General features: G+C 72.4%; 19 protein-coding genes and 1 pseudogene. 12 read left to right on the top strand and 8 right to left on the bottom strand.

Going from position 1 to position 21,628, the window contains the following annotated elements; all coding sequences use genetic code 11:
• Positions 1 to 3 precede the first annotated feature (3 nt).
• The 3 genes from ACFVUH_RS12565 to ACFVUH_RS12555 form a co-directional block, all read right to left on the bottom strand.
• A complete protein-coding gene (locus ACFVUH_RS12565; protein ID WP_355375829.1) occupies positions 4 to 1,320 on the bottom strand; it encodes an esterase in 1,317 nt (438 codons plus the stop codon).
• Positions 1,321 to 1,536: 216 nt separating this feature from the next.
• The gene (locus ACFVUH_RS12560) at positions 1,537 to 2,748 is read right to left on the bottom strand and encodes an acyl-CoA dehydrogenase family protein (protein WP_387912890.1); all 1,212 of its coding nucleotides are present in this window, start codon (positions 2,746 to 2,748) and stop codon (positions 1,537 to 1,539) included.
• A 3-nt stretch (positions 2,749 to 2,751) separates the two neighbouring features.
• Positions 2,752 to 3,801 carry a phosphotransferase family protein gene (locus ACFVUH_RS12555; RefSeq protein ID WP_387912889.1) on the bottom strand — a complete coding sequence of 350 codons (1,050 nt, stop codon included), beginning with the start codon at positions 3,799 to 3,801 and terminating at the stop codon, positions 2,752 to 2,754.
• Positions 3,802 to 3,977: 176 nt separating this feature from the next.
• On the opposite strand from ACFVUH_RS12555, the gene ACFVUH_RS12550 reads away from it, so the two are divergent.
• Positions 3,978 to 5,075 carry a hypothetical protein gene (locus ACFVUH_RS12550; protein WP_355375838.1) on the top strand — a complete coding sequence of 366 codons (1,098 nt, stop codon included), beginning with the start codon at positions 3,978 to 3,980 and terminating at the stop codon, positions 5,073 to 5,075.
• A gap of 89 nt (positions 5,076 to 5,164) precedes the next feature.
• On the opposite strand, the gene ACFVUH_RS12545 is transcribed toward ACFVUH_RS12550, so the two are convergent.
• Both ACFVUH_RS12545 and ACFVUH_RS12540 read right to left on the bottom strand, forming a co-directional pair.
• The gene (locus tag ACFVUH_RS12545) at positions 5,165 to 5,581 is read right to left on the bottom strand and encodes a VOC family protein (protein WP_355375841.1); all 417 of its coding nucleotides are present in this window, start codon (positions 5,579 to 5,581) and stop codon (positions 5,165 to 5,167) included.
• 10 nt (positions 5,582 to 5,591) lie between these two features.
• Positions 5,592 to 6,041, bottom strand: a complete 450-nt coding sequence (locus tag ACFVUH_RS12540; protein ID WP_387912887.1) for a helix-turn-helix domain-containing protein — start codon at positions 6,039 to 6,041, stop codon at positions 5,592 to 5,594.
• A gap of 60 nt (positions 6,042 to 6,101) precedes the next feature.
• Here ACFVUH_RS12540 and ACFVUH_RS12535 point away from each other — a divergent pair, with 60 nt between their 5' ends.
• Positions 6,102 to 6,611, top strand: a complete 510-nt coding sequence (locus tag ACFVUH_RS12535) for a DUF2199 domain-containing protein (RefSeq protein ID WP_387912885.1) — start codon at positions 6,102 to 6,104, stop codon at positions 6,609 to 6,611.
• A 52-nt stretch (positions 6,612 to 6,663) separates the two neighbouring features.
• Here ACFVUH_RS12535 and ACFVUH_RS12530 read toward each other — a convergent pair whose 3' ends face one another.
• The 3 genes from ACFVUH_RS12530 to ACFVUH_RS12520 all read right to left on the bottom strand — a co-directional run bounded on the left by ACFVUH_RS12530 (position 6,664) and on the right by ACFVUH_RS12520 (position 8,857).
• A complete protein-coding gene (locus ACFVUH_RS12530) occupies positions 6,664 to 7,563 on the bottom strand; it encodes a Gfo/Idh/MocA family oxidoreductase (protein WP_355375850.1) in 900 nt (299 codons plus the stop codon).
• Between the two features lie 154 nt (positions 7,564 to 7,717).
• On the bottom strand, positions 7,718 to 8,425 hold the full coding sequence (locus tag ACFVUH_RS12525) for a DedA family protein (protein ID WP_355375871.1): 708 nt from the start codon (positions 8,423 to 8,425) through the stop codon (positions 7,718 to 7,720).
• A gap of 177 nt (positions 8,426 to 8,602) precedes the next feature.
• Positions 8,603 to 8,857, bottom strand: coding sequence for a hypothetical protein (locus ACFVUH_RS12520; protein WP_387912883.1), 255 nt, complete (start codon positions 8,855 to 8,857; stop codon positions 8,603 to 8,605).
• Between the two features lie 719 nt (positions 8,858 to 9,576).
• Here ACFVUH_RS12520 and ACFVUH_RS12515 point away from each other — a divergent pair.
• From ACFVUH_RS12515 to ACFVUH_RS12470, 10 genes and pseudogenes are all read left to right on the top strand, one after another.
• The gene (locus tag ACFVUH_RS12515) at positions 9,577 to 10,953 is read left to right on the top strand and encodes an NUDIX domain-containing protein (protein WP_387912881.1); all 1,377 of its coding nucleotides are present in this window, start codon (positions 9,577 to 9,579) and stop codon (positions 10,951 to 10,953) included.
• A complete protein-coding gene (locus ACFVUH_RS12510) occupies positions 10,950 to 11,429 on the top strand; it encodes an NUDIX domain-containing protein (protein WP_387912879.1) in 480 nt (159 codons plus the stop codon). Before ACFVUH_RS12515 ends, ACFVUH_RS12510 begins: the two co-directional genes overlap by 4 nt.
• Positions 11,426 to 12,313 carry an aminoglycoside phosphotransferase family protein gene (locus ACFVUH_RS12505; protein WP_387912877.1) on the top strand — a complete coding sequence of 296 codons (888 nt, stop codon included), beginning with the start codon at positions 11,426 to 11,428 and terminating at the stop codon, positions 12,311 to 12,313. Before ACFVUH_RS12510 ends, ACFVUH_RS12505 begins: the two co-directional genes overlap by 4 nt.
• A gap of 33 nt (positions 12,314 to 12,346) precedes the next feature.
• Positions 12,347 to 12,832 (top strand): NUDIX domain-containing protein, encoded by a 486-nt coding sequence (locus tag ACFVUH_RS12500; protein ID WP_387912875.1) that lies wholly within the window; start codon positions 12,347 to 12,349, stop codon positions 12,830 to 12,832.
• Between the two features lie 86 nt (positions 12,833 to 12,918).
• Positions 12,919 to 13,185: a hypothetical protein gene (locus ACFVUH_RS12495; protein ID WP_387912873.1), complete on the top strand. Its 267-nt coding sequence runs from the start codon at positions 12,919 to 12,921 to the stop codon at positions 13,183 to 13,185.
• Between the two features lie 189 nt (positions 13,186 to 13,374).
• Positions 13,375 to 18,357: an RHS repeat-associated core domain-containing protein gene (locus tag ACFVUH_RS12490; RefSeq protein ID WP_387912871.1), complete on the top strand. Its 4,983-nt coding sequence runs from the start codon at positions 13,375 to 13,377 to the stop codon at positions 18,355 to 18,357.
• Positions 18,358 to 18,387: 30 nt separating this feature from the next.
• Positions 18,388 to 18,564 (top strand): hypothetical protein, encoded by a 177-nt coding sequence (locus ACFVUH_RS12485; RefSeq protein ID WP_355375859.1) that lies wholly within the window; start codon positions 18,388 to 18,390, stop codon positions 18,562 to 18,564.
• A gap of 335 nt (positions 18,565 to 18,899) precedes the next feature.
• A complete protein-coding gene (locus ACFVUH_RS12480) occupies positions 18,900 to 19,541 on the top strand; it encodes a hypothetical protein (protein ID WP_387912869.1) in 642 nt (213 codons plus the stop codon).
• A gap of 11 nt (positions 19,542 to 19,552) precedes the next feature.
• Positions 19,553 to 20,053: a tyrosine-type recombinase/integrase gene (locus tag ACFVUH_RS12475; protein WP_387912867.1), complete on the top strand. Its 501-nt coding sequence runs from the start codon at positions 19,553 to 19,555 to the stop codon at positions 20,051 to 20,053.
• A gap of 298 nt (positions 20,054 to 20,351) precedes the next feature.
• Positions 20,352 to 21,495: pseudogene (locus ACFVUH_RS12470) on the top strand (IS3 family transposase).
• The last annotated feature ends 133 nt before the right edge of the window (positions 21,496 to 21,628 follow it).

Genomic DNA, 21,628 nt, shown 5'->3' with positions numbered 1-21,628 from the left:
GCGTCAGCGCTCGTAGCGGATCTCCGGGAAGCGCGGCGAGGGCCCGTCCAGCAGGTGGTCGTCGTGGCCGCGCAGCCAGCGGTCGAAGAAGGAGCCGACGTAGGCGCGGGTGGCGAGCACCGCCCGCTCCGGCCGGACGTCGCCGACGTCGCCGCGCACGGCCTCCTCCGGCACCGCGCCCTGGCGGGCGAGCTGCGGCAGCAGCGCCTGCGCGTCGGTGTACGAGCCGTGCCGGGAGCGGAGCAGGGTGACGTCCGCCTTCCAGCCGCGGGTGTGCTGCCAGAAGGCGGCCCAGCCGGGCTGGGCGGTGTAGGGGCCGGAGTCCGCGTTCTCGGTGCCCATCAGCAGGAACGGGCGGTCCAGGCCGTCCTCGGCGACGCTGCCCAGGTGCACCCCGGTGCCGTCCGGACCGGGGAAGTGCAGCTGGCCGTCCAGGTTGACGCCGGCCTTGATCCGGGGGTCGTCGTGCATCGTCTGGGCGGCGGTGAAGCCGCCGGCGGAGTGGCCGGCCATGCCGATCCGGTCGAGGTCCAGCGAGCCGGCCAGGGCCGCCGGGAGCCGGCCGTCGGTGCGCAGCGCGGCCAGCTCGTCCAGGACGAAGCGGGTGTCGGCGACCCGGACGGCCAGCGCCTTGCGGAGCAGCGCCCCGACGTCCAGGCCGGGCCGGGCGGCCAGCGCGGGGAACACCGAGGCGGCCAGGCGCCCGTCCGGGAAGGCCACCTCGGAGGCCTCGTAGGGGTGGTCGACGGTGACCACGACGTAGCCGCGCGAGGCGAGGTCCTCGACCAGGCCGGTCCCCCAGGTGCGGGGGTCGCCGAGCCCGGCGGACCAGAGCACCACCGGGCGTGGTCCGGCGCCGAGCAGCGGCGGGGCGTCGGGGCGGGCGTGGGTGCGGACCCAGGTCCAGTCGGTGCGGTCCGGCAGCGCGCCGTAGTTGAAGACGGCGGCGCCCTCCGGACCGCCGAAGTGCCGGCCGGCGCGCGGCACCATGTAGGGCGCGCGCTGCCTCTCGTGCGCCGGCCGGGTGGCCGGGTACCAGAGGCTGATCATCAGCTCGCGGGGGCGCCCGGGCTGCCAGGGGTCCTCCCGCCCGGTGTCGACGAGGCGCAGCGCGGTGGTGCCGACCGGGTAGGGGCCGGTCGGCCGCGGCAGGGTGGCCCGGGCCAGGCCCCGCCGCTCCGCCACGGCCGGGGCGGCGGAGGCCGGCGCGGCCGTCGCCCCGGCCGCACCCAGGACCGTGGTGGCCGCCAGGGCGACGGCGACGCCCCTGCGCAGGCCCCGCAGACCCCGTGTGTCCTGTCCCCGGCCGCGCTCGCCCATGGTCCCCGCCTCCCCGTCCTTCGGTGCGACGGGCCGCCGCCCACCGGCCGGCCCGTACGGCGAAGGTACGGGCCGGAGCGGTGCGGGGACGTCATACCGCGGTGCCAACCCGCCGGGTGCTACCCGGGTATGACCCGGCCGGTGGTGTCGGACCCGGGCGCTACCCGGGCGCCGGAGGTCGGGCCGTGACGGGGGTTCCACGGCGGTGGCAGGCGTTCAGCGGTGGCGGCGCAGCTCGTGCCGGGCCAGCGAGCGCTTGTGCACCTCGTCCGGCCCATCCGCCAGCCGGATCGTGCGGCTGAACGCCCACAGCGCGGCGAGCGGGGTGTCCTGGCTGACACCGGCCGCGCCGTGCGCCTGGACGGCCTTGTCCAGGATCCACTCGACGGTGCGCGGGGTGGCGATCTTGATGGCCTGGATCTCGGTGTGCGCGCCCCGGTTGCCGACGGTGTCCATCAGCCAGGCGGTCTTGAGCACCAGCAGCCGCAACTGCTCGATGCGGACCCGGGATTCGGCGATCCAGTCCTGGATCACGCCCTGGTCGGCGAGCGGCGCGCCGAACGCCGTGCGGTCCAGGACGCGCCGGCAGGTCAGCTCCAGCGCGCGCTCGGCGATGCCGATCAGCCGCATGCAGTGGTGGATCCGGCCCGGGCCGAGCCGGGCCTGGGCGATGGCGAAGCCGGAGCCCTCCTCGCCGATCAGGTTCCCCACCGGGACCCGGACGTCCTCGAAGGTGATCTCGGCGTGGCCGCCGTGGTCGGCGTCGTCGTAGCCGAACACGGTCATGCCGCGCCGCACGGTCACGCCGGGGGTGTCGCGCGGCACCAGGATCATGCTCTGCTGCCGGTGCTTCTCCGCCCGCGGGTCGGTCTTGCCCATCACGATGAGGATCCGGCAGTCCGGGTTCATCGCGCCGCTGATGTACCACTTGCGGCCGTTGATCACGTACTCGTCGCCGTCCCGCTCGATCCGGGTGGCGATGTTGGCGGCGTCGGAGGAGGCGACCTCGGGTTCGGTCATCGCGAAGGCGGAGCGGATCCGGGCGTCCAGCAGCGGTTCCAGCCAGCGTTCGCGCTGCTCGGCGCTGCCGAACCCGGCGAGCAGTTCCATGTTCCCGGTGTCGGGGGCGGCGCAGTTGAGGGCGGGCGGGGCGAGGTGCGGGCTGCGGCCGGTGATCTCGGCGAGCGGGGCGTACTGGAGGTTGGTCAGCCCGGCGCCGTGCTCGCCCGGCAGGAAGAGGTTCCACAACCCCTGCTCGCGTGCCTCGACCCTGAGGTCGGCGATCACCGCCGGCACCTTCCAGACGGGCCGCGCGGGGTCGGCGAGCTGGGCGGCCAGCACCGGTTCGGCGGGGTGGACGTGCTCCTCCAGGAACGCGGTGAGCCGCTCGCACAGTTCGAGGGTGCGCCGGTCGTGGGCGAAGTCCATCGGTCAGTGTCCCTTCAGCGTGGTGAGGCCGTGCTCGACGAGGAGGGGCGCCATGGTGGCGGCGCGTTCGAAACCGGCGCCGAGGGTGCGGCCCTGGCGGTAGCGGTAGTGGATGCCCTCGGCGACGACGGCGAGCTTGTAGCAGGCGAAGGCGACGTACCAGTCGAGCGCGGCGGCGTCCCGGCCGGTCGACTCGGCGTAGCGGGCGACGAGTTCGGCGCTGCGCGGGAAGCCGGGGGCGGTCGCGGCGGAGGGGATGAGGCCGCCGCCGACGCCGGCCAGCTCGGTGTACATCACCAGCAGCCCGACGTCGGTGAGCGGGTCGCCGAGGGTGGACATCTCCCAGTCCAGGACGGCGACGACGGCGTCCCGTCCATCGCGCTCGGCGACCAGCACGTTGTCGAGCCGGTAGTCGCCGTGCACCAGCGCCGGCGCCGGGGAGTGGGGCCGGGTGGCGGCGAGCAGCTCGTGCAGCCGGTCGATCCCGGGCAGCTCGCGGCAACGCGAGGCGTCCAACTGGGCTGACCAGCGTCGCAGTTGCCGCTCCAGATAGCCCTCCGGCCGGCCGAAGTCGGCGAGTCCGACGGCCGCCGGATCGATCCGGTGCAGGGCGGCGAGGGTGTCCACCAGGGCCTCGCCGATGCCGCGCACCCGCCGCTCGCCGAGCGCGGCGAGCGCGGCGGCCTCCCGGTGCACGGTGCCGGGCACGCACGCCATCAGGTACCAGGGCGCGCCGAGCACCTCCTCCCCGGGATCGAGGTGGACGGTGGCGGGCACCGGCACGCCGGTGTCGCGCAGCGCGGTCATCACCCGGTACTCGCGGCCCATGTCGTGTGCGGTGGCGAGCACGTGCCCGAGCGGGGGCCGGCGCAGCACCCAGACGGTGACGCCGTCGGTGAGCCGGTAGCTGAGGTTGGAGCGACCGCCCTCGATCAGCTCGGCGCGCAGCGGGCCGGCGACGGTGCCGGGCAGCTCGCGGTCGAGGTGGGCGCGCAGCCGCTCCAGGTCCGGCCCGGGCGGGGCGGCGGGGGGCTCCGGCGGGGTCTCGGGCACGGGCACTCTCCATTCGTCGACCGGCGGCGCCGTCGTTGACTAAGCGCTTGCTCAGCATTCAGTCGACGGCCGCGCCCTGTCAATCCCCGCCCGCGGCTCCCGGAGCCTCCCGATGTCCCCCGGCGCCCGCCCGGCCTCGCACCCGCCCTCCCTGACGGACCGCCACAATGGGCGCCATGAGGTTGATCCACACCGTCGCCGGCGTGCTGCTCCTGCTGCTCGTCATCGCCAGCATCCTGCGCACGCTCGTCGTCCCGCGCGGCCTGTACTCCTCCCTGGTGCACGGCCTGTGGCGGGGCCTGCGAACGGCGCTGCGGATCGCCGCCGCACCGTTCGGCAGCTACCACGCGCAGGACCGGGCGCAGACCTGGCTGGCCCCGCTGATGCTCACCGGCATGCTGGCGGTCTGGCTCGGCGGCATGCTCGTCGCCTACACGCTGCTGCTGCACGGCACCTCGCAGCTGGACTGGGACGTCTCCATCCGCGAGGCGGGTTCCAGCCTCTTCACCCTCGGCTTCGCCAGCGGCGAGCGGCTGCGCCTGTCGCTGATCGACTTCCTCGCCGCCGCCAGCGGCCCCCTGGTGATCGCCCTGCAGATCGCCTACCTGCCGACCCTCTACGCCGCCTACAACCGGCGCGAGCTGGAGGTCACCCTGCTGCAGTCCCGGGCCGGCGAGCCCGCCTGGGGCCCCGAACTCCTGGCCCGGCAGTCCCTGGTGGACACCGAGACCGCCCTCCCCCAGCTCTACCGGGACTGGGAACGGCTGGCCGCCGACATCGGCGAGAGCCACTCCAACTACCCCGTGCTGATCTCCTTCCGCTCCCCGCGGGCCAACCGCAGCTGGGTGGTCGGGCTGATCGCCGTCATGGACGCCGCCGCCGTCCACCTGGCCGTCTGCCCGCGCACCGCCCCGCCGGAGGCCCGGCTGGTGCTGCGCGCCGGGTTCACCGCGCTGCGCGACATCGGCCGGTCGCTGCGGGTGGACTTCGACGACGACCCGTCCCCGGACGCGCCGATCCGCCTCGGCTTCGCCGAGTTCGACGCCGCCGTGGCCATGCTCGCCGCCGCCGGCTTCCCGCACGAGCGGCCCGCCGCCGAGGCCTGGCCGCACTTCCACGGCTGGCGGGTCAACTACGAGTCGCTCGCCTACGAGCTGGCCCGCCGCAGCGACGCCGTGCCCGCGCTGTGGACCGGCCCGCGGGACTTCCGCGCCCCGGCGGTCCCCCCGGCCCGCCCCGCCGACCGCCGCCCCGCGGCCGGGCCGGGGAAGTGAGCGCGGCGCACACACGAATATGGCGCACGCACGAGCGCGGCCACCGGCGATCGGGGTGATCACCGGTGGCCGCGCGCCGGCGCGAGGGGCTACTTGGCCCGGCGCTGGGTGAAGCGCAGCATGTTGCCGGCCGGGTCGCGGAAGGCGCAGTCGCGCACGCCGTACGGCTGGTCGATCGGCTCCTGGAGCACCTCGCCGCCCGCCGAGCGGATCCGCTCGAAGGTCGCGTCGCAGTCCTCGGTGGCGAAGATGACCGCCCGCAGCAGGCCCTTGGCCAGCAGCTCCGCCATCGCCTTCCGGTCGGCCGGCGAGGCGTTCGGGTCCGCCAGCGGCGGCTCCAGCACGATGTCCACGTCGGGCTGCGACGGAGCGCCGACCGTCACCCAGCGCATGTTCTCGAAGCCCACGTCGTTGCGGACCTCCAGGCCCAGCACGTCGCGGTAGAAGGCGAGCGCCTTGTCGTGGTCGTCGACGGCGATGAAGCACTGTGAAAGCTTGATGTCCATGGGCCTCACGCTACGGGTGGGGCGGGAGTTCCGCTTCTCCGTTCCTGACCGGTGTCCGCTCCCGGCCCGTGTTCCTGACCGGTCGTGTGTAGAGCTTGGCGTAACACGCCGGGATCGCGGCGCCCTCCTCGTGGCCCCGCGCCCGGTAGGCGCTCGGACTCTCGCCGACCAGCTCGGTGAACCGCGAGCTGAACGAGCCCAGCGAGGTGCAGCCCACCTCGAAGCACACCTCGGTGACCGACAGGTCCCCGCGCCGCAGCAGCGCCTTGGCCCGCTCGATCCGCCGGGTCATGAGGTAGCTGTACGGCGTCTCCCCGAACGCCGCCCGGAAGCTGCGCGAGAAGTGCCCCGGCGACATCAGCGCGACCCGCGCCAGCGCCGGTACGTCCAACGGCCGCGCGTACTCGCGGTCCATCGCGTCACGGGCCCGGCGCAGCCGGGCGAGGTCCTCCAGGTTCACCCCTCCACCCTCCCACGAGGCGGTGACAGTGCCCCCCACCGGCTCGTTATGCTCTGCGCCATGCCGACGACCGAACACTCCTTCGCCTGCGCGTGCTGCCAGGGGCAGCACGACGGCCCGCCGCGCTCCTACGGCTCCCCGGCCCCGGTGAGCTGGAAGCCGAGGTACGCCCGGCGCAAGGACAGCGGGCTCACCGCGGACCAGTGCGTGATCAAGGACCGGGAGTTCTACGTCCACGGTCTGATCGAGATCCCGGTGCGGGACGGCGGCGAGCCCTTCTCCTGGGGCGTCTGGGTGTCGCTGAGCGAGACGAACTTCGCGCGGATGCACGAGCTGTGGGAGGACCCGGCCCGGGAGCAGGAGCCCGCGTACTTCGGCTGGCTGACGACCGAGCTGCCGGTCTACCCCCAGTCCACGCTGCTGCTCAAGACCCACGTCCGCACCCGGGCGGTCGGCCTGCGCCCGCTGATCGAGCTGGAGCCGACCGACCACCCGCTCGCCGTCGAGCAGCGCGAGGGCATCACCGAGGACCGGGTGCGGGAGTTCGCGCAGCTGCTGCTGCGCGGCTGACGGCGGGCGGGTCGCCGGTCGGCGGCGGCCAGGCGGTCGGACGGTCGGACGGTCAGACCGCGACGGTGGCGCCGGTGGCCAGCGAGCGCTCGGCGGCGGCCAGGATCTCGACGGTGCGCAGACCGAAGGCGGCCGAGCAGGGGTGCGGCTCGCCGGTGCGGGCGGCGGTCGCCAGGGCGTCCAGGGCGCGGTGGAAGGCCGCGACCGGCCCCTCCCCGCGCTCCGGCAGCCGGACGGTGCCGGACCGCCCGCGCAGTTCCATCCCGGTGCCGCCGCCGGCGACCGGGGCGGTCAGGCTCAGCGCGAGGGTGCTGGAGGCGTCGCCGACGTGGCGCAGCACCAGGTGGACGGTGTCCAGCGGGCCGGCCACGGCAGTGACCGAGACGGCGTCGCCGATCACCGGGAGCAGCACGGAGAGCGCGTGCGGGCCGACGTCCCAGAGCGCGCCCTTCTCCTTGCGCCACGCCGAGGCCGCGTAGGGGCTGGCGGAGTCGGGGGCGAACACCGAGCCGAGCCAGTCCGAGCGGCCGGTGAACCAGCCGCCGACCGCCGCCTGCTCCTCGATCCAGGGCAGCTGGTCGCCGCCGAAGCGGACGGTGAAGAAGACCACCGAGGCGACGCCGTTCGCGGCGGTGGCCTCGACCACCCGGCGGGCGTCGGGGACGGTGAGCGCCACCGGCTTGTCGAGCAGCAGGTGGCAGCCGGCCTCGGCGGCACGCACCGCGAGGTCGGCCTGCACGGTGGGCGGCAGAGCGATGGAGACGGCGTCGACCTCGTCGAGCAGCCGGTCGAGGTCGGCGTGACCGGGGACGCCGTACTGGGCGCCGAGCTCGGCAGCCGCCTCGGGGCGGCGGCCCCAGACGCCCGCGAACTCGACGCCGGGGTGGTCGGCGAGGACGGGCGCGTGCACCCGCCCCGCCCAGGTGCCGGTGCCCAGGAGTCCGATCCGCATGCTGTTTCCCACTTCTCCGTCGTGTTCGAGTGTCGTGTCGGGGTGTCGTGCTCGGGTCCCGCCCCACGCGAACGCCGCCGCCGGAAGACGTCCGGCGGCGGCGGGCGCGGTGGTCCGGGTGGACCAGGGGTGGGCCCGGGAGGGTCCGGGTCGGTCAGTCCGCGGCGGGCGCGGTGATCGTCGGGGTGGCGGGCGACTCGGCCGGCGTCTGCTGCGCTTCCTTCGCCTCCTGCGCCGCCGCGTCCTCGGCCTCGTGCGCCTTGGCGGTCTTCGCCGCCCGGCGCTTCATCAGCCAGGCCGACAGCGCGCCGCCGGCCGCGGCGACCAGCAGGCCGATCCAGGAGAACTTCGAGAGCCACTGCTCGGCGACCTTGCCGACCTGGTAGACCAGCAGGGTGGTGCCGCCGGCCCAGACGACGCCGCCCAGGACGTTGGCGATCAGGAACTTCCAGTACGGCATCTTCAGCGCGCCGGCGAGCGGCCCGGCGAAGATGCGCAGCAGGGCGATGAAGCGGCCGAAGAAGACCGCCCACATGCCCCACTTCTGGAAGGAGCGTTCGGCGGTGGCCAGGTGGCTGGGGCCGAAGTGCTTGGGGAACTTCCGCCCGAGCTTCTCGAACAGCGGCTTGCCGCCCTTGCGGCCGATCGAGTAGCCGATCGAGTCACCGATGATCGCGCCGAGGATGGCGGCGACCGCCACCCAGACCGGGCTGACCACGCCGCGCGCGGACAGCAGGGCGGCGGAGACCAGGGCGATCTCCCCGGGAAGCGGGATCCCCAGCGACTCCAGTCCGATGATCAGTGCAACCAGGGCGTACACCGCACCCGGTGGTACGCCTTCGATCCAGGCGTCGATGTGCAGCAAGGCCAGTACCTCCGTGGCAGGACGGGACCCGCGGCAGCCCCGGCCGGGCCCCGTCCAGGTCCCCGCGGCGCGCACGCCGGTCCCGACGTCGTCTCGAATGGCGGCACCAGGCCGCTCCCCGAAGTGCAGCCTAACGTGCCGGGCGGGCCCGTCCCCCTGGCCGATCACCCCTGCTTAGGACGTACGGACCGGCTCCCCGGTTCCGGGCGCCCGCCGGCCGCCCGCGCCGGCCGTACCGCCCTCGCCGTCCGTGCGCTCGGCGAAGCGCAGCGCGATCACCGACGGCCGCTGCTTCACCCGGGCCGCGAGCGGCAGCGGGGTGCGGACGATGCCCCGGCCGCCCTCGGGGCAGACCTCGCGGACCCCGGTGACGCCCGGGTGGGCGGTGGTCGGCTTGGCCCGCTCGTCGGCGTTCACCCCGAAGGGCATCGGCGGCGACCTGCCCGGCGCGCTCGCACTGCTGGGGGACACCGAGCCGGGTGGCCCGTGGGAGGACGCGGTCACCGCCGTGCTCACCGCGCTGTGCCGCCCCGGCGACCAGCGGGCGGCCGACCGGGCGCTCGGCCACTGCCTCTCCTTCGAGCCGGGCGAGCCTGGCCGTCTTCACCACCCGCTTCACGCTGACCGCCCTCGACGCGACCGACCCGGACACGCCCGCCGCCCGAAACCTGTTCGCCCACCTGACCAGCCGAACGGGCGAATCCGGCGACGGCTCTGCACTGCGCGACCTCCTCACCCACGGGGGCGCCCGGCACCGTCTCGACCCGGCCCGGCGCGCGGCCCTCGAACGGGCTCTCGCCGCCTGCGCACTGGGCTCCGCCACCCTGCCGGACGCCCTGCGCGCCCGACTGGAGGAGGCGCTGCAGCACGCGCGCGGGGTGCTCGAAAAGTCCCCGTTCGACCCGGGCTCGCCCGGAGGAAATCCACTTGAGCGCCACGTTCGAACAGCATCACCATCAGTCACCTCCGCTCTCGTAGACCCGTCCAACTCCGCTGTATGAGATCGCACTTGCCGAGCCATTCGCCGACGGACGGCTCCACACGCTCGAACACCGCCCACGTCTGGAGGACTTCGTGGACAACCCCACCGGCGTCACCTCTTCCGGCCCACCGGCCATGCCCGCCCGCGGTTCCGGGGAGCGTGTCCAGTGATCGACTTCGGCGTACTCACGAACCTCGCCGCACGCGAGGACATCGAACGGATCGGCGTCGGTGTGGTGGTCCGGGACGCCTCCGGACGGATCCTGATGCTCCGCAGGTCCCCGGCCGACGTCCTACCGGGCCTGTGGGAGTACCCCGGCGGCGGCCGGGAGGACGACGAGCCGGTGCCCGCCGGCGCGGCCCGCGAGCTCACCGAAGAGACCGGGCTCACCGGCCTGCCGCTGGAGTACGCGCGGCACCTCGACTTCACCGACCAGCACGGGCGGCGCGTGCGCCAGTTCGTCTTCACCACCGTCGTACCGGACGGCACCCAGATCACCCTCTCCCCCGACCACGACGGCCACCAGTGGGCGTACCCGGACTCCCTTCCGCCGACCGGCGACGGCCGGCGCGCCGTGATCGAGTGGCTCACCCGGCGTCTGGGCGTCCCGGGCTGGCGGCCGGTCGGCGGCTACCTCACCACCATCGCCCGGCCCAGCTCCTACGGCTGCTTCCTGGTCACCGACCCGCAGGGCCGCATCCTCGGGATGCGCTCGACCATCAACCCGTCCGTGTGGAACTTCCCCGGCGGCAACGTCGAGCACGGCGAGACGCCCTTCACCACCGCCCTGCGCGAGGCCCGGGAAGAGCTTGGCCTCGACCTCGCCGCCGAGAACCCCGAGGTGATCGCCCGGCGGCGTCTGGTCGCCGTCATCCACGAGCAGGCCGGCACCGAGTACCCCGTGCCGGTCTGCGGCTACGTCTTCGACGGCGGCGTCCTCACCCCTGAGCAGCAGGCCAGGATCCGGCTCGATCCGTCCGAGCACACCGAGTGGCGGTTCGAGAGCGCGCACGACTGGCGGCGGCTCATGGAACCCGCTCGCTACCAGCGGCTGCGGCAGGTGCTGCGTGCCCATCGTTCCGGCGTCCCGCTGTACCTGGAGCGCCCCGCCGCGGCCGACGACGACTTCGAAGGCGTCCTGGTCTTCGTCACCGATGCCGCGGGCCGGCTGCTGATGCACCAGCGCGAAGACCGGCCGGGCCTGCCGTGGCCCGGCTTCTGGACTCCGGTCGGCGGGTGGCGCGAGGCCGACGAAAGCGCCGAGGAGACCGCGACGCGCGAGGTCCGCGAGGAGGCCGGCATCGAGATCACCCGGCTGCGGACCCTCCCCGACCCGCACGACGGCCTCGGCCTGCCGCTCACCCGCGTCCTGCACGCCGTCCGGGACGGAGACGAGAGCGACCTGCGGCTCGGAGACGAGGGACTGGACGTGCGCATGGTCCCCCTCGACGACGTGCTCGGCCTGAAGGTCCCGCCCTACCTGCGGCACTACCTGCCGCTGCTCACCGACGCGGCCGACCAGCCGTCCGGGAGGACCGTGTGAATCCGCTCGACGACACCCGACGCCCGGCCGGGACGGAGCCGCCGGCCCTGGTCGTCGGCGTCCACCTCGTCCTGCTCGACGAGAACACCGTGCTCCTCGGCCGGCGCCACAACACCGCCTACGCGAACGGCCTGTGGCACCTTCCCGCCGGTCACATGGAGCCCGGGGAGACGGTCCCCCGCTCGATGACGCGCGAGGCCGAGGAGGAACTCGGGATCCTCATCGCCGAGACCGACCTCGCGCTCGTCCACACCCTGCACCACCTCGACGCCGACGACGGCCGCAGCCGCCTCCAGTTGTTCTTCCGCCCGGCCCGCTACGACGGCCGGGTCCGCAACGCCGAACCGCACAAGTGCGACGCGCTGCGCTACTGGCCACTCGACGGACTCCCGAGCAACACCGTGCCCTACACCGTCCACGCGCTCGGCGAGATCACCCGCGGCGCCACGCTGTCCACCGTCGGCTGGCCGGCATGACCGATCCCCGCCTGCCCCAGGACGCCGAGTTGCTGCTGCGCGAGACGGCAGGACGCTACGAGCTGCTGGGCGTGCGCTCCTTCGATCGCGCCGGGCACCCACGCGTCTGGGAGGTCGCCGACGCGCACGGGCGCCGCCTGTTCGCCAAGCGCCACAAGAACGCGCTCATGCACGAACGGGAGACCGCCGCCTACCGGCTGCTCGTGCCGGCCCTCGGCGAAGGCCGGGCTCCGTCCCTGCTGGCCGCCGACGCCTCCTCGCTGCTCGTCGTCACCACCGCCCTGCCCGGCACCTCGGTCATCAGCGCCGCGCTCACCGCCACCGAGGAGCGGGAGGTGTACCGGCAGGCCGGGCGGCTCCTGGCCGCCGTCCACGCGCAGCCGACGGCCGGAGCCCCCGTCGGCGAGCACCTGTCCTGGGCCCAGGAGCGCGCACGGGCCCTGGCCCGCGCCCGCGACGCCCGCCTCCCGGACGAGGACATCGAGGTCCTGGCCGACGCCACCCGCACCGAACCCCCGCCCACCGCACTCGCCTACTGCCACGGCGACTTCGGCCCGCGGAACTGGATCATGCGCCGCGACGGCGACCGGCTGACGCTCGGGCTGATCGACTTCGAACGCAGCCACGTCGAAGCCCCGGCCCGGCGCGACCTGATGCGCGTCACCCTCCAGCTCACACCCCACCGGCCCGACCTGCGCGCAGCGTTCACCACCGGGTACGGACGCGACCTCACCGCGCAGGAGCGGGCGGCGTGCCGGGCCTGGGCCGCGATCGACTGCCCCGCCGCCCTGCGCTGGGCCCTGGACCACCACCGGGACGAGGAAGTCCTCGGCTACGCCCGCACCGTCCTCGACCTGCTGCGCGACCCGGACCCCGTCGCGTGAACGCCCCTTCTACCCCTAACGGTTGGAGCATCCATGCAGTCCCTGCGTCAGACCGTCTGCGTCATCGTCCACGACGAGAAGGCGGGCAAGGTCGCCTGCGTCCACTACGCCAACGACTCCTGGTCCAAGATCCCCGCCTGGACCGTCCCCGGCGGCAAGGTCGAGGAGGGCGAACGCCTCGACGAGGCCGCCGCCCGCGAGCTGCACGAGGAGGCGGGCCTGGTCGTCGCCGCCGAGGAGCTGCGGCTGGTCCACACCATCCAGGTCAAGGCCGGCTGGGACGGCAAGGGCCCGTTCCTGCTCTCCGTGTTCGCCGCGACCTCGTGGCGGGGCGAGCTGACGAACGCCGAACCGGACAAGCACCTCGCCGTCCTCTGGGTCGACACAGGCGCGCTGCCCACCCCGATGTTCCCCACCTCGCACGCCGCCCTCACCGCCTACCTCGCCGGGGACGGGCGGGGGTTCTCCACCTACGGCTGGGACGCCTCGGAGGATCTGCGCGCCCTGGTCGGCGCCTGAGATGGCCGGCCGCCGCCGCCACCGCCGCCCGACCCCCTCCCGCCGGCTGACCCGCCCGCCGAGCGCCCCGACCGAGAGGGGCGGCCGTGTCCGCCACCGACCACTGGAACGACCGCTACCAGCAGGGCAAGGGCTTCCGGCCCGTCACCGAAACGGAGGTCGCGCTGCTCGCTGAGCGCCTCGGCCCGGGTGCCGGCCGCCGGGTCCTCGACCTGGGCTGCGCGCCACGCCTCGGCCGGCCCGCCAGGGATGCCGGCCGCCAGGACAGCGAGGGCCGCAGCGAGCAGTCCGGAACGCCAGGCGCACCACGATATGTTCGTGCAAGGATGACCTGTTGCGGAAATACCGCATGATGCATATCGGCGCCATAATTCGACCTTAAACTGTCCATAAGGGCTCATTTTGCGCATGAAGGAGCATGGCCGCGGGGAATATTTGGTGCATTCGCGGAGGAAGCGATCGGGTGATCTAGTCATCGGTCGGGAAGTTCTGCTATTTCTTCTGCTTCCTCCGGTACCGGAGGCGTCAATAAGGAGTAGCAATTGCGCGTCCTTAGTTCCCGAACACGCCCGATGTGGCGGACCGCCGCGATCGTGGCCCTCGCCATGGCGGCGGAGACCGCGACCGTGGTGATGGCGACGGGCCAGGTCATGGCTGCCCCGGTCAGGTCCGGCGCCCTGTCTTCCGCCACTGCCAACACGGCCCCGGCGACGCCCCTGTCCTGGGCGGTCTCACCAGAGTCCGTCCACGGTCCCAGTGGCGTCCACTACACCACCAGCGCCACGCCGACATTACGGGCGAAGGCGGTCGACGCCGACGGTGGAACGTACCAGGCCCAGTTCGAAATAACGGCCGATCCGGCGTTCAACGACACCACCTATTCCTACACCGTCAATTCGGCATCCACTGCATCGGGTGTGAACGCGCTGTTTACGGTGCCGACGAACCGGGCACTGCCGGACGGCAAACACCTGCGGCTGCGTACCCGGGCTTTCGACGGTACCGACTACAGCGACTGGACCGCGTACACGCCGTTCGTGGTCGACATCACCCGTCCGGCGGCCGCGACCGTGTCGTGCGCCGGCTACGGCGCCGGCACCTGGACCGCCCCGCAGTCCGGCGGCGCGGTCTGCACCCTGGACACCACCAGCGCCGACGGCCAGGGATACGCCTGGGGAATGGACGACGAGGGCACCCCGGAGCGGCTGTACGACACCATCGACGGCACCGGCGGCGACCCGCTCCAGCTGACCATCGACCCGGCGGCCGGCTGGCACACGCTCTACGTCCGGTCCATCGACGTGGCGGGGAACCTGACGTCCGCCGCCACCGCGTACAGCTTCGGGATCGGAGCCGACGGAGCCGCGCTGCTGACGCCCTCCGAGGGTGACCGCCCGGCCCGTACGGTCACGTTGACCGCGATCGGCCGCACGTCCTACACCGGCGCCACCTACGAGTACCGCCTGGGCGACACCGACAGCTGGAAGACCGTTCCGGCCGGTGACGTGACCGTGGCCTCCAACGGAGGCGCCGTCAGTTGGCCGGTGGCGGTCGCCTCCGGCCAGCCTGCCGCGCTCACCTGGAACCTGACCGGCACCCTCCCGAAGGACAGCACGGTCCAGATCCGGGCCCGCTTCACCGACGGCACGAACACCGGCTACAGCCAGACGACCAGTGTGATCGTCGACCGCAACGCCGGCACCGCCCCCCTGCAGGGCGTCGGTCCGGGCAGCCTGAACTCGCTCACCGGTGACTACACCCTGTCGGGTGCCGACGTGTCGGTCTTCGGGCTGGCCGTCAACCGCACGGCGTCCTCGCGCCGGCCCGCCGCCGGCGGCGCTCAGGAGGGACAGGTCGCGATCTTCGGGCCGGAGTGGACAGCGGGCACCACCGCCGCGGTCACCGCCTCCGCCTGGTCCTACGTCCAGCAGACCTCGGCGACCTCCGTCGCGGTCGTGCGCCCCGAGGGCATCCAGGTCAACTTCACCGCCGCGGCGGGCGGTGCCTGGGTACCGGAGACGGGTGCGGAGAGCCTCTCCCTCACCGGCTCCCTCACCGGCTCCTTCACCCTGAAGGACACCGAGGGCGTCACCTCCACGTTCAGCAAGGTGGACGCCTCGTCCACGGTCTGGAACGCCTCCACCAGCTACCGTCCCACCGGTGAGTCGACCACCACGGTCGTGTCGGAGACGGTCGTGTCGGGGTCCACCACGCTCGCCAGGCCGAAGTACGTCATCGCGCCCAGCACCGCCGTCACCAACGCGGCCTGCCAGGCCGCACCGGCGACGGCGGGCTGCCGGGTGCTCGAGTACGTCTACGCCACCGGCACCACCGCCACCTCGGGTACCCCGGGCGACTACCTCGGCCGGGTCTCCCAGATCAAGCTGTGGGCGACCGACCCGGGGGCGAGCGCCGCCACCGCCACCGCGGTGGTCCAGTACGCCTACGACACCGCCGGACGGCTGAGCGCCTCCTGGGACCCCCGCCTGACGACCCCGCTCAAGGCGGCCTACACCTACGACAGCGCCGGACGCGTCACCACCCTGACCACCGCCGGTGAACTGCCCTGGACGTTCACCTACGGCACCGTGGGCAGCGGCGGCCTCTCCGGCCCGGGCATGCTGCTCGGCGTCTCGCGCCCCACCCTGACGCCTGGCACGACCGCGACCGTCAACGGCACCGCCACCAGCAGCGTCGTCTACGGTGTCCCGCTGACCGGCGCCAAGGCGCCGCTGCAGATGGGTGCCGCGGACGTACGCGCCTGGAACCAGAAGGACGTGCCCGCCACCGGCACGGCGTTCTTCCCCGCCGACCAGGTGCCCGCGTCCGCCAACGGCGCCGACCTCAACGCCGGTGACTACACCAGGGCGACCATCCTCTACACCAACGCCTCCGGACGTCTGGTGAACAGCGCCGAGCCCGGCGGCCACGTCTCCACCACCCAGTACGACCGGTTCGGCAACACCGTCCGCACCCTCGGCGCCTCCAACCGCTCCCTCGCGCTCGGGCTCACCCCGGCCGACATCGCGGCCCAGGCAGAGCTCGGCATCGCCGGTCTGAGCAGCGCCGAACGGGCCGAGCTCCTCGGCTCGTACAACTACTACAACGGCAAGGGCACCCGGCTCCTGGAGGAGTTCGGTCCCCTGCACACGGTCGAGCTGACCAAGGACTTCAAGAACGGCACCACCGTGCTGGCCCCGGCCGGCAGCACCGTCGCGGCGCGGTCCTGGAAGGTCAACGAGTACGACGTCGAGCGGCCCACCGACGGCAGCGCCACGGTCCAGGACCAGCTCACCACCACCACCTCGGGCCTGCGGGTCAACGGCTACGACTCGCTGCTCACCGACAAGCGGGTCACCTACACCCAGTACGACTGGGCGAAGGGTCTGCCCAAGCTGGTGACCCAGGACTCCGGCGGCCTCTCGCTGACCACCGGCACCGTGTACGACGCCCAGGGCCGCGTCATCGCCGTCCAGCTGCCGGGCAGCACCGGTGGCGACGCCGCCGCCAAGGTCACCGTCTATTGGGACGGCTCCGGCACCACCTCCGACTGGTGCAAGGGGCGCCCCGAGTGGGCCGGTCTGATCTGCTGGACCGGGCCTGCGGGTGACATCACCGGCGGCGGCAGCAACCCGAACGCCCTGGTCGACTCGACCATCACCTACAACCGCTACGGCAAGGCGCTGACCACGGTGGACACCTCCGGCAGCGCGAACCGCACCACCGCGACCACCTACGACGCCGCGGACCGGGTCGTCACCACCAAGATCACCGGCAACCAGGGCCAGGCGGTCCCTGAGGTCACCCAGACCTACGACCCGCAGACCGGCCGACTGCTCACCTCGGCCTCCACCCTGGGCGGAACCATCACCCGCGGTTACGACAAGCTCGGCCGCCAGGTCTCGTACACCGACGCGGACGGCGCCACCACGAACACCAGCTACGACGCACTCGACCGCCCGCTGGTGATCTCCGACAGCGTCCCGTCCACCGTCACCTACAGCTACGACACCACGAAGGAGCCGCGCGGCGTCCCGGTCGGCCTCACCGACTCGGTGGCCGGCGCCTTCACCGCCACCTACACTCCCGACGGCGCCCTGGCCACCGAGAAGCTTCCCGGCGGCTACACCCTGACCCGCAAGCAGGACCCGAGCGGCGCCACCGTCGGCCGGACCTACACCCGGGACAGTGACGGCGCGGTCATGCTCGCCGACAGCATCGTCCAGTCCGTCCACGGACAGGTGGCCACCCACAGCTCCAGCAACGGCGTCGGCTCCGTCCAGCGCTACGCCTACGACGGCGCGGGCCGGCTGTCCGAGGTCAAGGACACCACCGGCGGTGTCTGCACGCTGCGCACCTACACCCTGGACAAGCGCGCCAACCGCGTCGCCCAGTCCACGGCCACGGGTGCCGCCGGTGCGGCCTGCCCCACCAGCGGGGCCACGACCAACCACACCTACGACAGCGCCGACCGCCTGACCGACACCGGGTACGCCTACGACGCGTTCGGCCGCACCACCACGCTGCCCGGCACCACCAACGCCTACTTCACCAACGACCTGGTCCAGCAGCAGACCACCGGGACCAAGCGCACCACCTGGACCTTGGACTCCAACCAGCGGTTCCGCACCGCCAAGGCCGAGACCAACGCCTCCGGCACCTGGAGCACCGACGCGACCAGCGTCAACCACTACTCCGCGGACAACGACACGCCGCGGTGGATCACCGAGGACGCCGCCGGGAACACCACCCGCAACGTCTCGGGCCTGGGCTCCGGCGTGGAGGCGACCACCACGGCCACCGGTTCGCCCGTCCTGCTGTTCACCAACATCCACGGCGACGTGAACCTGCGGGTGCCACTCGCGGCGGGCAGCACGCCCACCGCCACCGACACCGACGAGTTCGGCAACCTCAAGCCCGGGGCCGCCGGCGGCCGGTACGGCTACCTCGGTGCCTACCAGCGCTCCACCTCGACCCCGGCGGGCGTGACCCTCATGGGCGCGCGCCTCTACAACCCCGCCACCGGCCGGTTCCTCTCGACGGACCCCGTCCACGGCGGCAACGCCAACGCCTACGAGTACTGCTCCGGAGACCCCGTCAACTGCACTGACCTCGACGGCCGCTGGAGCGCGTCCAAGACCCGGTACTACTCCTGGGGCAGCGTCTCGGGCCGGTACTGGTCCCCGTCCTCCTGGACAGGGACCGGCTGGGGCGGGGCCACCGCCACCGCCAACTTCAACAGGCTCTGGACCTGGCGCATCGGCAACTACGGCTGGTACAGCTACCTCATCATCGGTGGCATCACCGCCCTCGTCTCCGCCCTCGCCCCGCCGGCGGCCCCGGCCGCCATCGTGATCGGCGCCGTCGTCTCCATGTACTGGGGCACCATCCAACTGATCGCCAACTGGGCCTCCAACACCGGCAGGTGCCTGGGCATCGGATCCGGAGCGGCGATCTACCACCGCTACTACGTCCCGATGTACGCCACCGGCGCCTACGGCATTCCGTACCGCCGCAACTGCTGACCCACCCCGTCCACCACAGTGAGGACCGACATGAACCGGTACCGAGCGCTCTCCAACGCCTGCTTCGCCACGGCCCTGACCGCGGCCGTCATCGCCGTGGCCGGCTCGTTCCTGTCCGGGCGAGCGTACGGGGCTCCCGGCTTCTGGACCGCCACCGGTTTCGCGCTCGTCGCATGGGGCGCCGAGCGCCGTGCGAACCGATCCTGACGGGGTGACCGGACAGGGAGCGCCTCTGCACCTCGTGGCGTTTCCCGAACCGGCATCCGCGGTGCCCGCCCGCCCGTGGTTCGCACCGGACACAGCGACCATCCGCACGGCCGGGCCGACAAACCCAGGCCGGGGAAGCTCCGTCCCGGGGCGAGCACGCCACCACCGGCCGGGCCGCCCCGTCTGCGTCGGTGCGGGCCTGGGTGATCTCTTCGCCGGTGCGGCCGATGAAGTTCCACCACATACCACGGCTCCGCCGTTTCGTTCCAGGTCAGGGGCTTGATCGACCATCCGGGGTCAGCGAAAGGTCAGCAAGACGCCCGGGAGTCGACACCATGGCCACCATCAACCTCGTCCGCGGCATGGGCAGCTTCTTCAAGGAGTGCGAACACCCCGAGAGCCGGTGGCCGAGGTGCCCGCACGAGTACAAGATCCGCTACCGCAACGCGGCCGGGAGGCAGACAGAGGAGTCCTGCTTCGCCACCCAGGACAAGGCGAAGTCCCGCCTCGCCGAGGTCTACCAGGCCCGCAAGAACAACCCGCAGAGCCAGCACAAGGCCGCCCGCGTCCAGCAGTGCAGCCCGATGCAGTTCCACGAGTACGTCGCCGAGTGGAAGGCCGGCCAGCGCGACCTCAGCCCCAGCTCCCTCCGCCACCTCGACTCACTGCTCGTCCACCACCTCTACCCCGCCTTCCGCAGCCGCCGGATGGGCACCTTCGACCACAAGGTCGTCGAGGCCGTCATCCAGACCCTGGCGCGCAACGGCGTCGGCCTCGCCACCCAGTCCAACGCCTTCGACAAGCTCAAGTCCATCCTGCTGGACGCCCACCGGCTCGGCCTCTACGACGACAGCCCGCTCGACGGCGTCAAGCCCCCGCAGTACGACCCCAAGCGAGCCGTCATCCCTTCGGCCCCCAGGTCCGGGCCATACGCACCGCCGGCGATGACACCTTCCGGCTCGTCGCCGATCTCATGAGCGGCTGCGACATGCGCAACGGCGAAGCCCTGGCCGTCAACATCAACAACATCGTCACCGACGACGTCTACCGGATCACCGAGCAGGTCAACCAGACCACCAAGGCCTACGCACCCCTCAAGCACCGCAAGGCCGGCGACTACCCCGACGTCCCCCTCGCCGCCCGCGTCCGGCACTCCATCGAGTCGTACGCCGACACCTACGGCACCATCGACGGCTACCTCCTCCGGCACCCGCGCGACCCGACCAAGCCCCTGCCCAACCACGACATCGCGAACCAGTGGAAGCGGATCAAGAACGACGGCCTCGTCGAGATCCCCGACGGCATGGTCGTCTACGGCCTCCGCCACTTCTTCGCCTCGAACTGCCTTGGCCACAACCTCGCGATCACCGACGTGGCTGAGTGGATGGGCCACAAGAGCATCGATGTCACCTTCAAGATCTACCGCCACCTCATGCCCGGCTCCATCAGCCGCGCCGCCGAGCTCCTCGACCTCGGCCTCGCCGCCTGAACACGCGGAGGCCCTGTCCCGGAGCGGGACAGGGCCTCCGCACGCCGGTCACGCGACCTCAACCGCCGGACGGTCGCTGCTGCTTCACCCACGTCTGAACCTCGGACATCTTGAACTACAACTTGGCGTTCCGCCCGCACCCGAACCTGTAAGGCACGAGACCCGCACGACCAGCATCGCGGTACACCCATGCAACAGACATGTTCAGGTACTCCGCAGTCTCTGAGCTGCTCTGGCTTTCGTGGAGTCCCTGATGTCTGGGTTTATTACGATCCAGGCGTAAGGAGAACCACGAGCAGTGCCAGCACCCCGTAAGTACCCCGATGAACTCCGTGAGCGCGCCGTGCGTGAGGTCCGCTCGACCGGTCGGCCTGTCGCTCACGTGGCCCGTGACCTCGGCATCCACAAGGAGGCCTTGCGGTCCTGGGTCCGCCAGGCCGAGGCCGACGCGGGCGAGCGCGACGACCGCCTCACCACCGCCGAGCGCGATGAGCTGAAGGAACTCCGCAAGGAGAACGCCGAGTTGAGGCGGGCCAACGAGATCCTCAAAGCCGCCAGCGTGTTTTTTGCCCAGGAGATCGACCGTCCCCGGACGAGGCCGAGCAGGTGATCGACCACCTGCGTGACGGCTTCGGGGTCGATCCCGTCTGCCGGGTGCTGGATCTGTCCCCGTCGACGTACTTCGCGCGCAAGCAGCGTCCGAAGTCGGCCCGCCGTCTGCGTGACGAGGAGCTGATCCCGTTGGTCACAGCGGTGTGGGAGGACTCCGGCCGCACCTACGGTGCCCGCCGCGTCACCCGCGCCCTGATCCGTGCCGGCCACGCGGTCGCGCGCTGCACCGTCGAGCGCCTCATGCGCGAGCTCGGCATCGAAGGCGTCATCCGCGGGCAGCGCCGCCGCACCACGATTGTGAAACCGGCCGCCCCGCGCCCGCCGGACCGGGTCAACCGGCGGTTCACCGCCGAGCGCCCGAACCAGCTGTGGCTGGCCGACCTGACCTACATCCGGACTTGGTCGGGCTGGGTCTACGTGGCGTTCGTCCTGGACGCGTACTCGCGCCGGGTCGTGGGCTGGCAGACCGCCACCCACATGCGCACGGACCTGCCGCTGGACGCGCTGTCAAGAAGGACGCCGGCCTCATTCATCACAGCGACTGCGGGTCGCAATACGTGTCCATTCGCTACACGGAGCGATTGGCCGACACCGGCGCCTCAGCGTCGGTCGGGTCCGTCGCGGACAGCTACGACAACGCGATGGCCGAGGCCCTGAACGGCGCATTCAAGGCTGAACTGATCGAGCACCAGGGTCCTTGGCGGGACTTCGACGAGGTCGAGCGGGCCGTCTTCCAATGGGTCGCGTGGTACAACGGTGAACGACTCCACTCGGCCCTCGGCTACATCCCGCCCGACGAATACGAGCAGGCTTACTGGGCGCGACTGTAACAAGCCCCACAGACCGCTTGATCACATGATCGCGGACTCTACGAAAGCCGGGGCAGCTCATTACTCCGCCTTCGCCTCCGGATGGGCGCCTTCGACCACAAGGTCGTCGAGGCCGTCATCCAGACCCTGGCGC

This window comes from Kitasatospora sp. NPDC058032 (assembly GCF_042885845.1).
GTDB lineage: Bacteria > Actinomycetota > Actinomycetes > Streptomycetales > Streptomycetaceae > Kitasatospora.
Note: the sequence above shows the minus strand (reverse complement) of the source record. Positions and strands in the feature narration are given on the sequence as shown.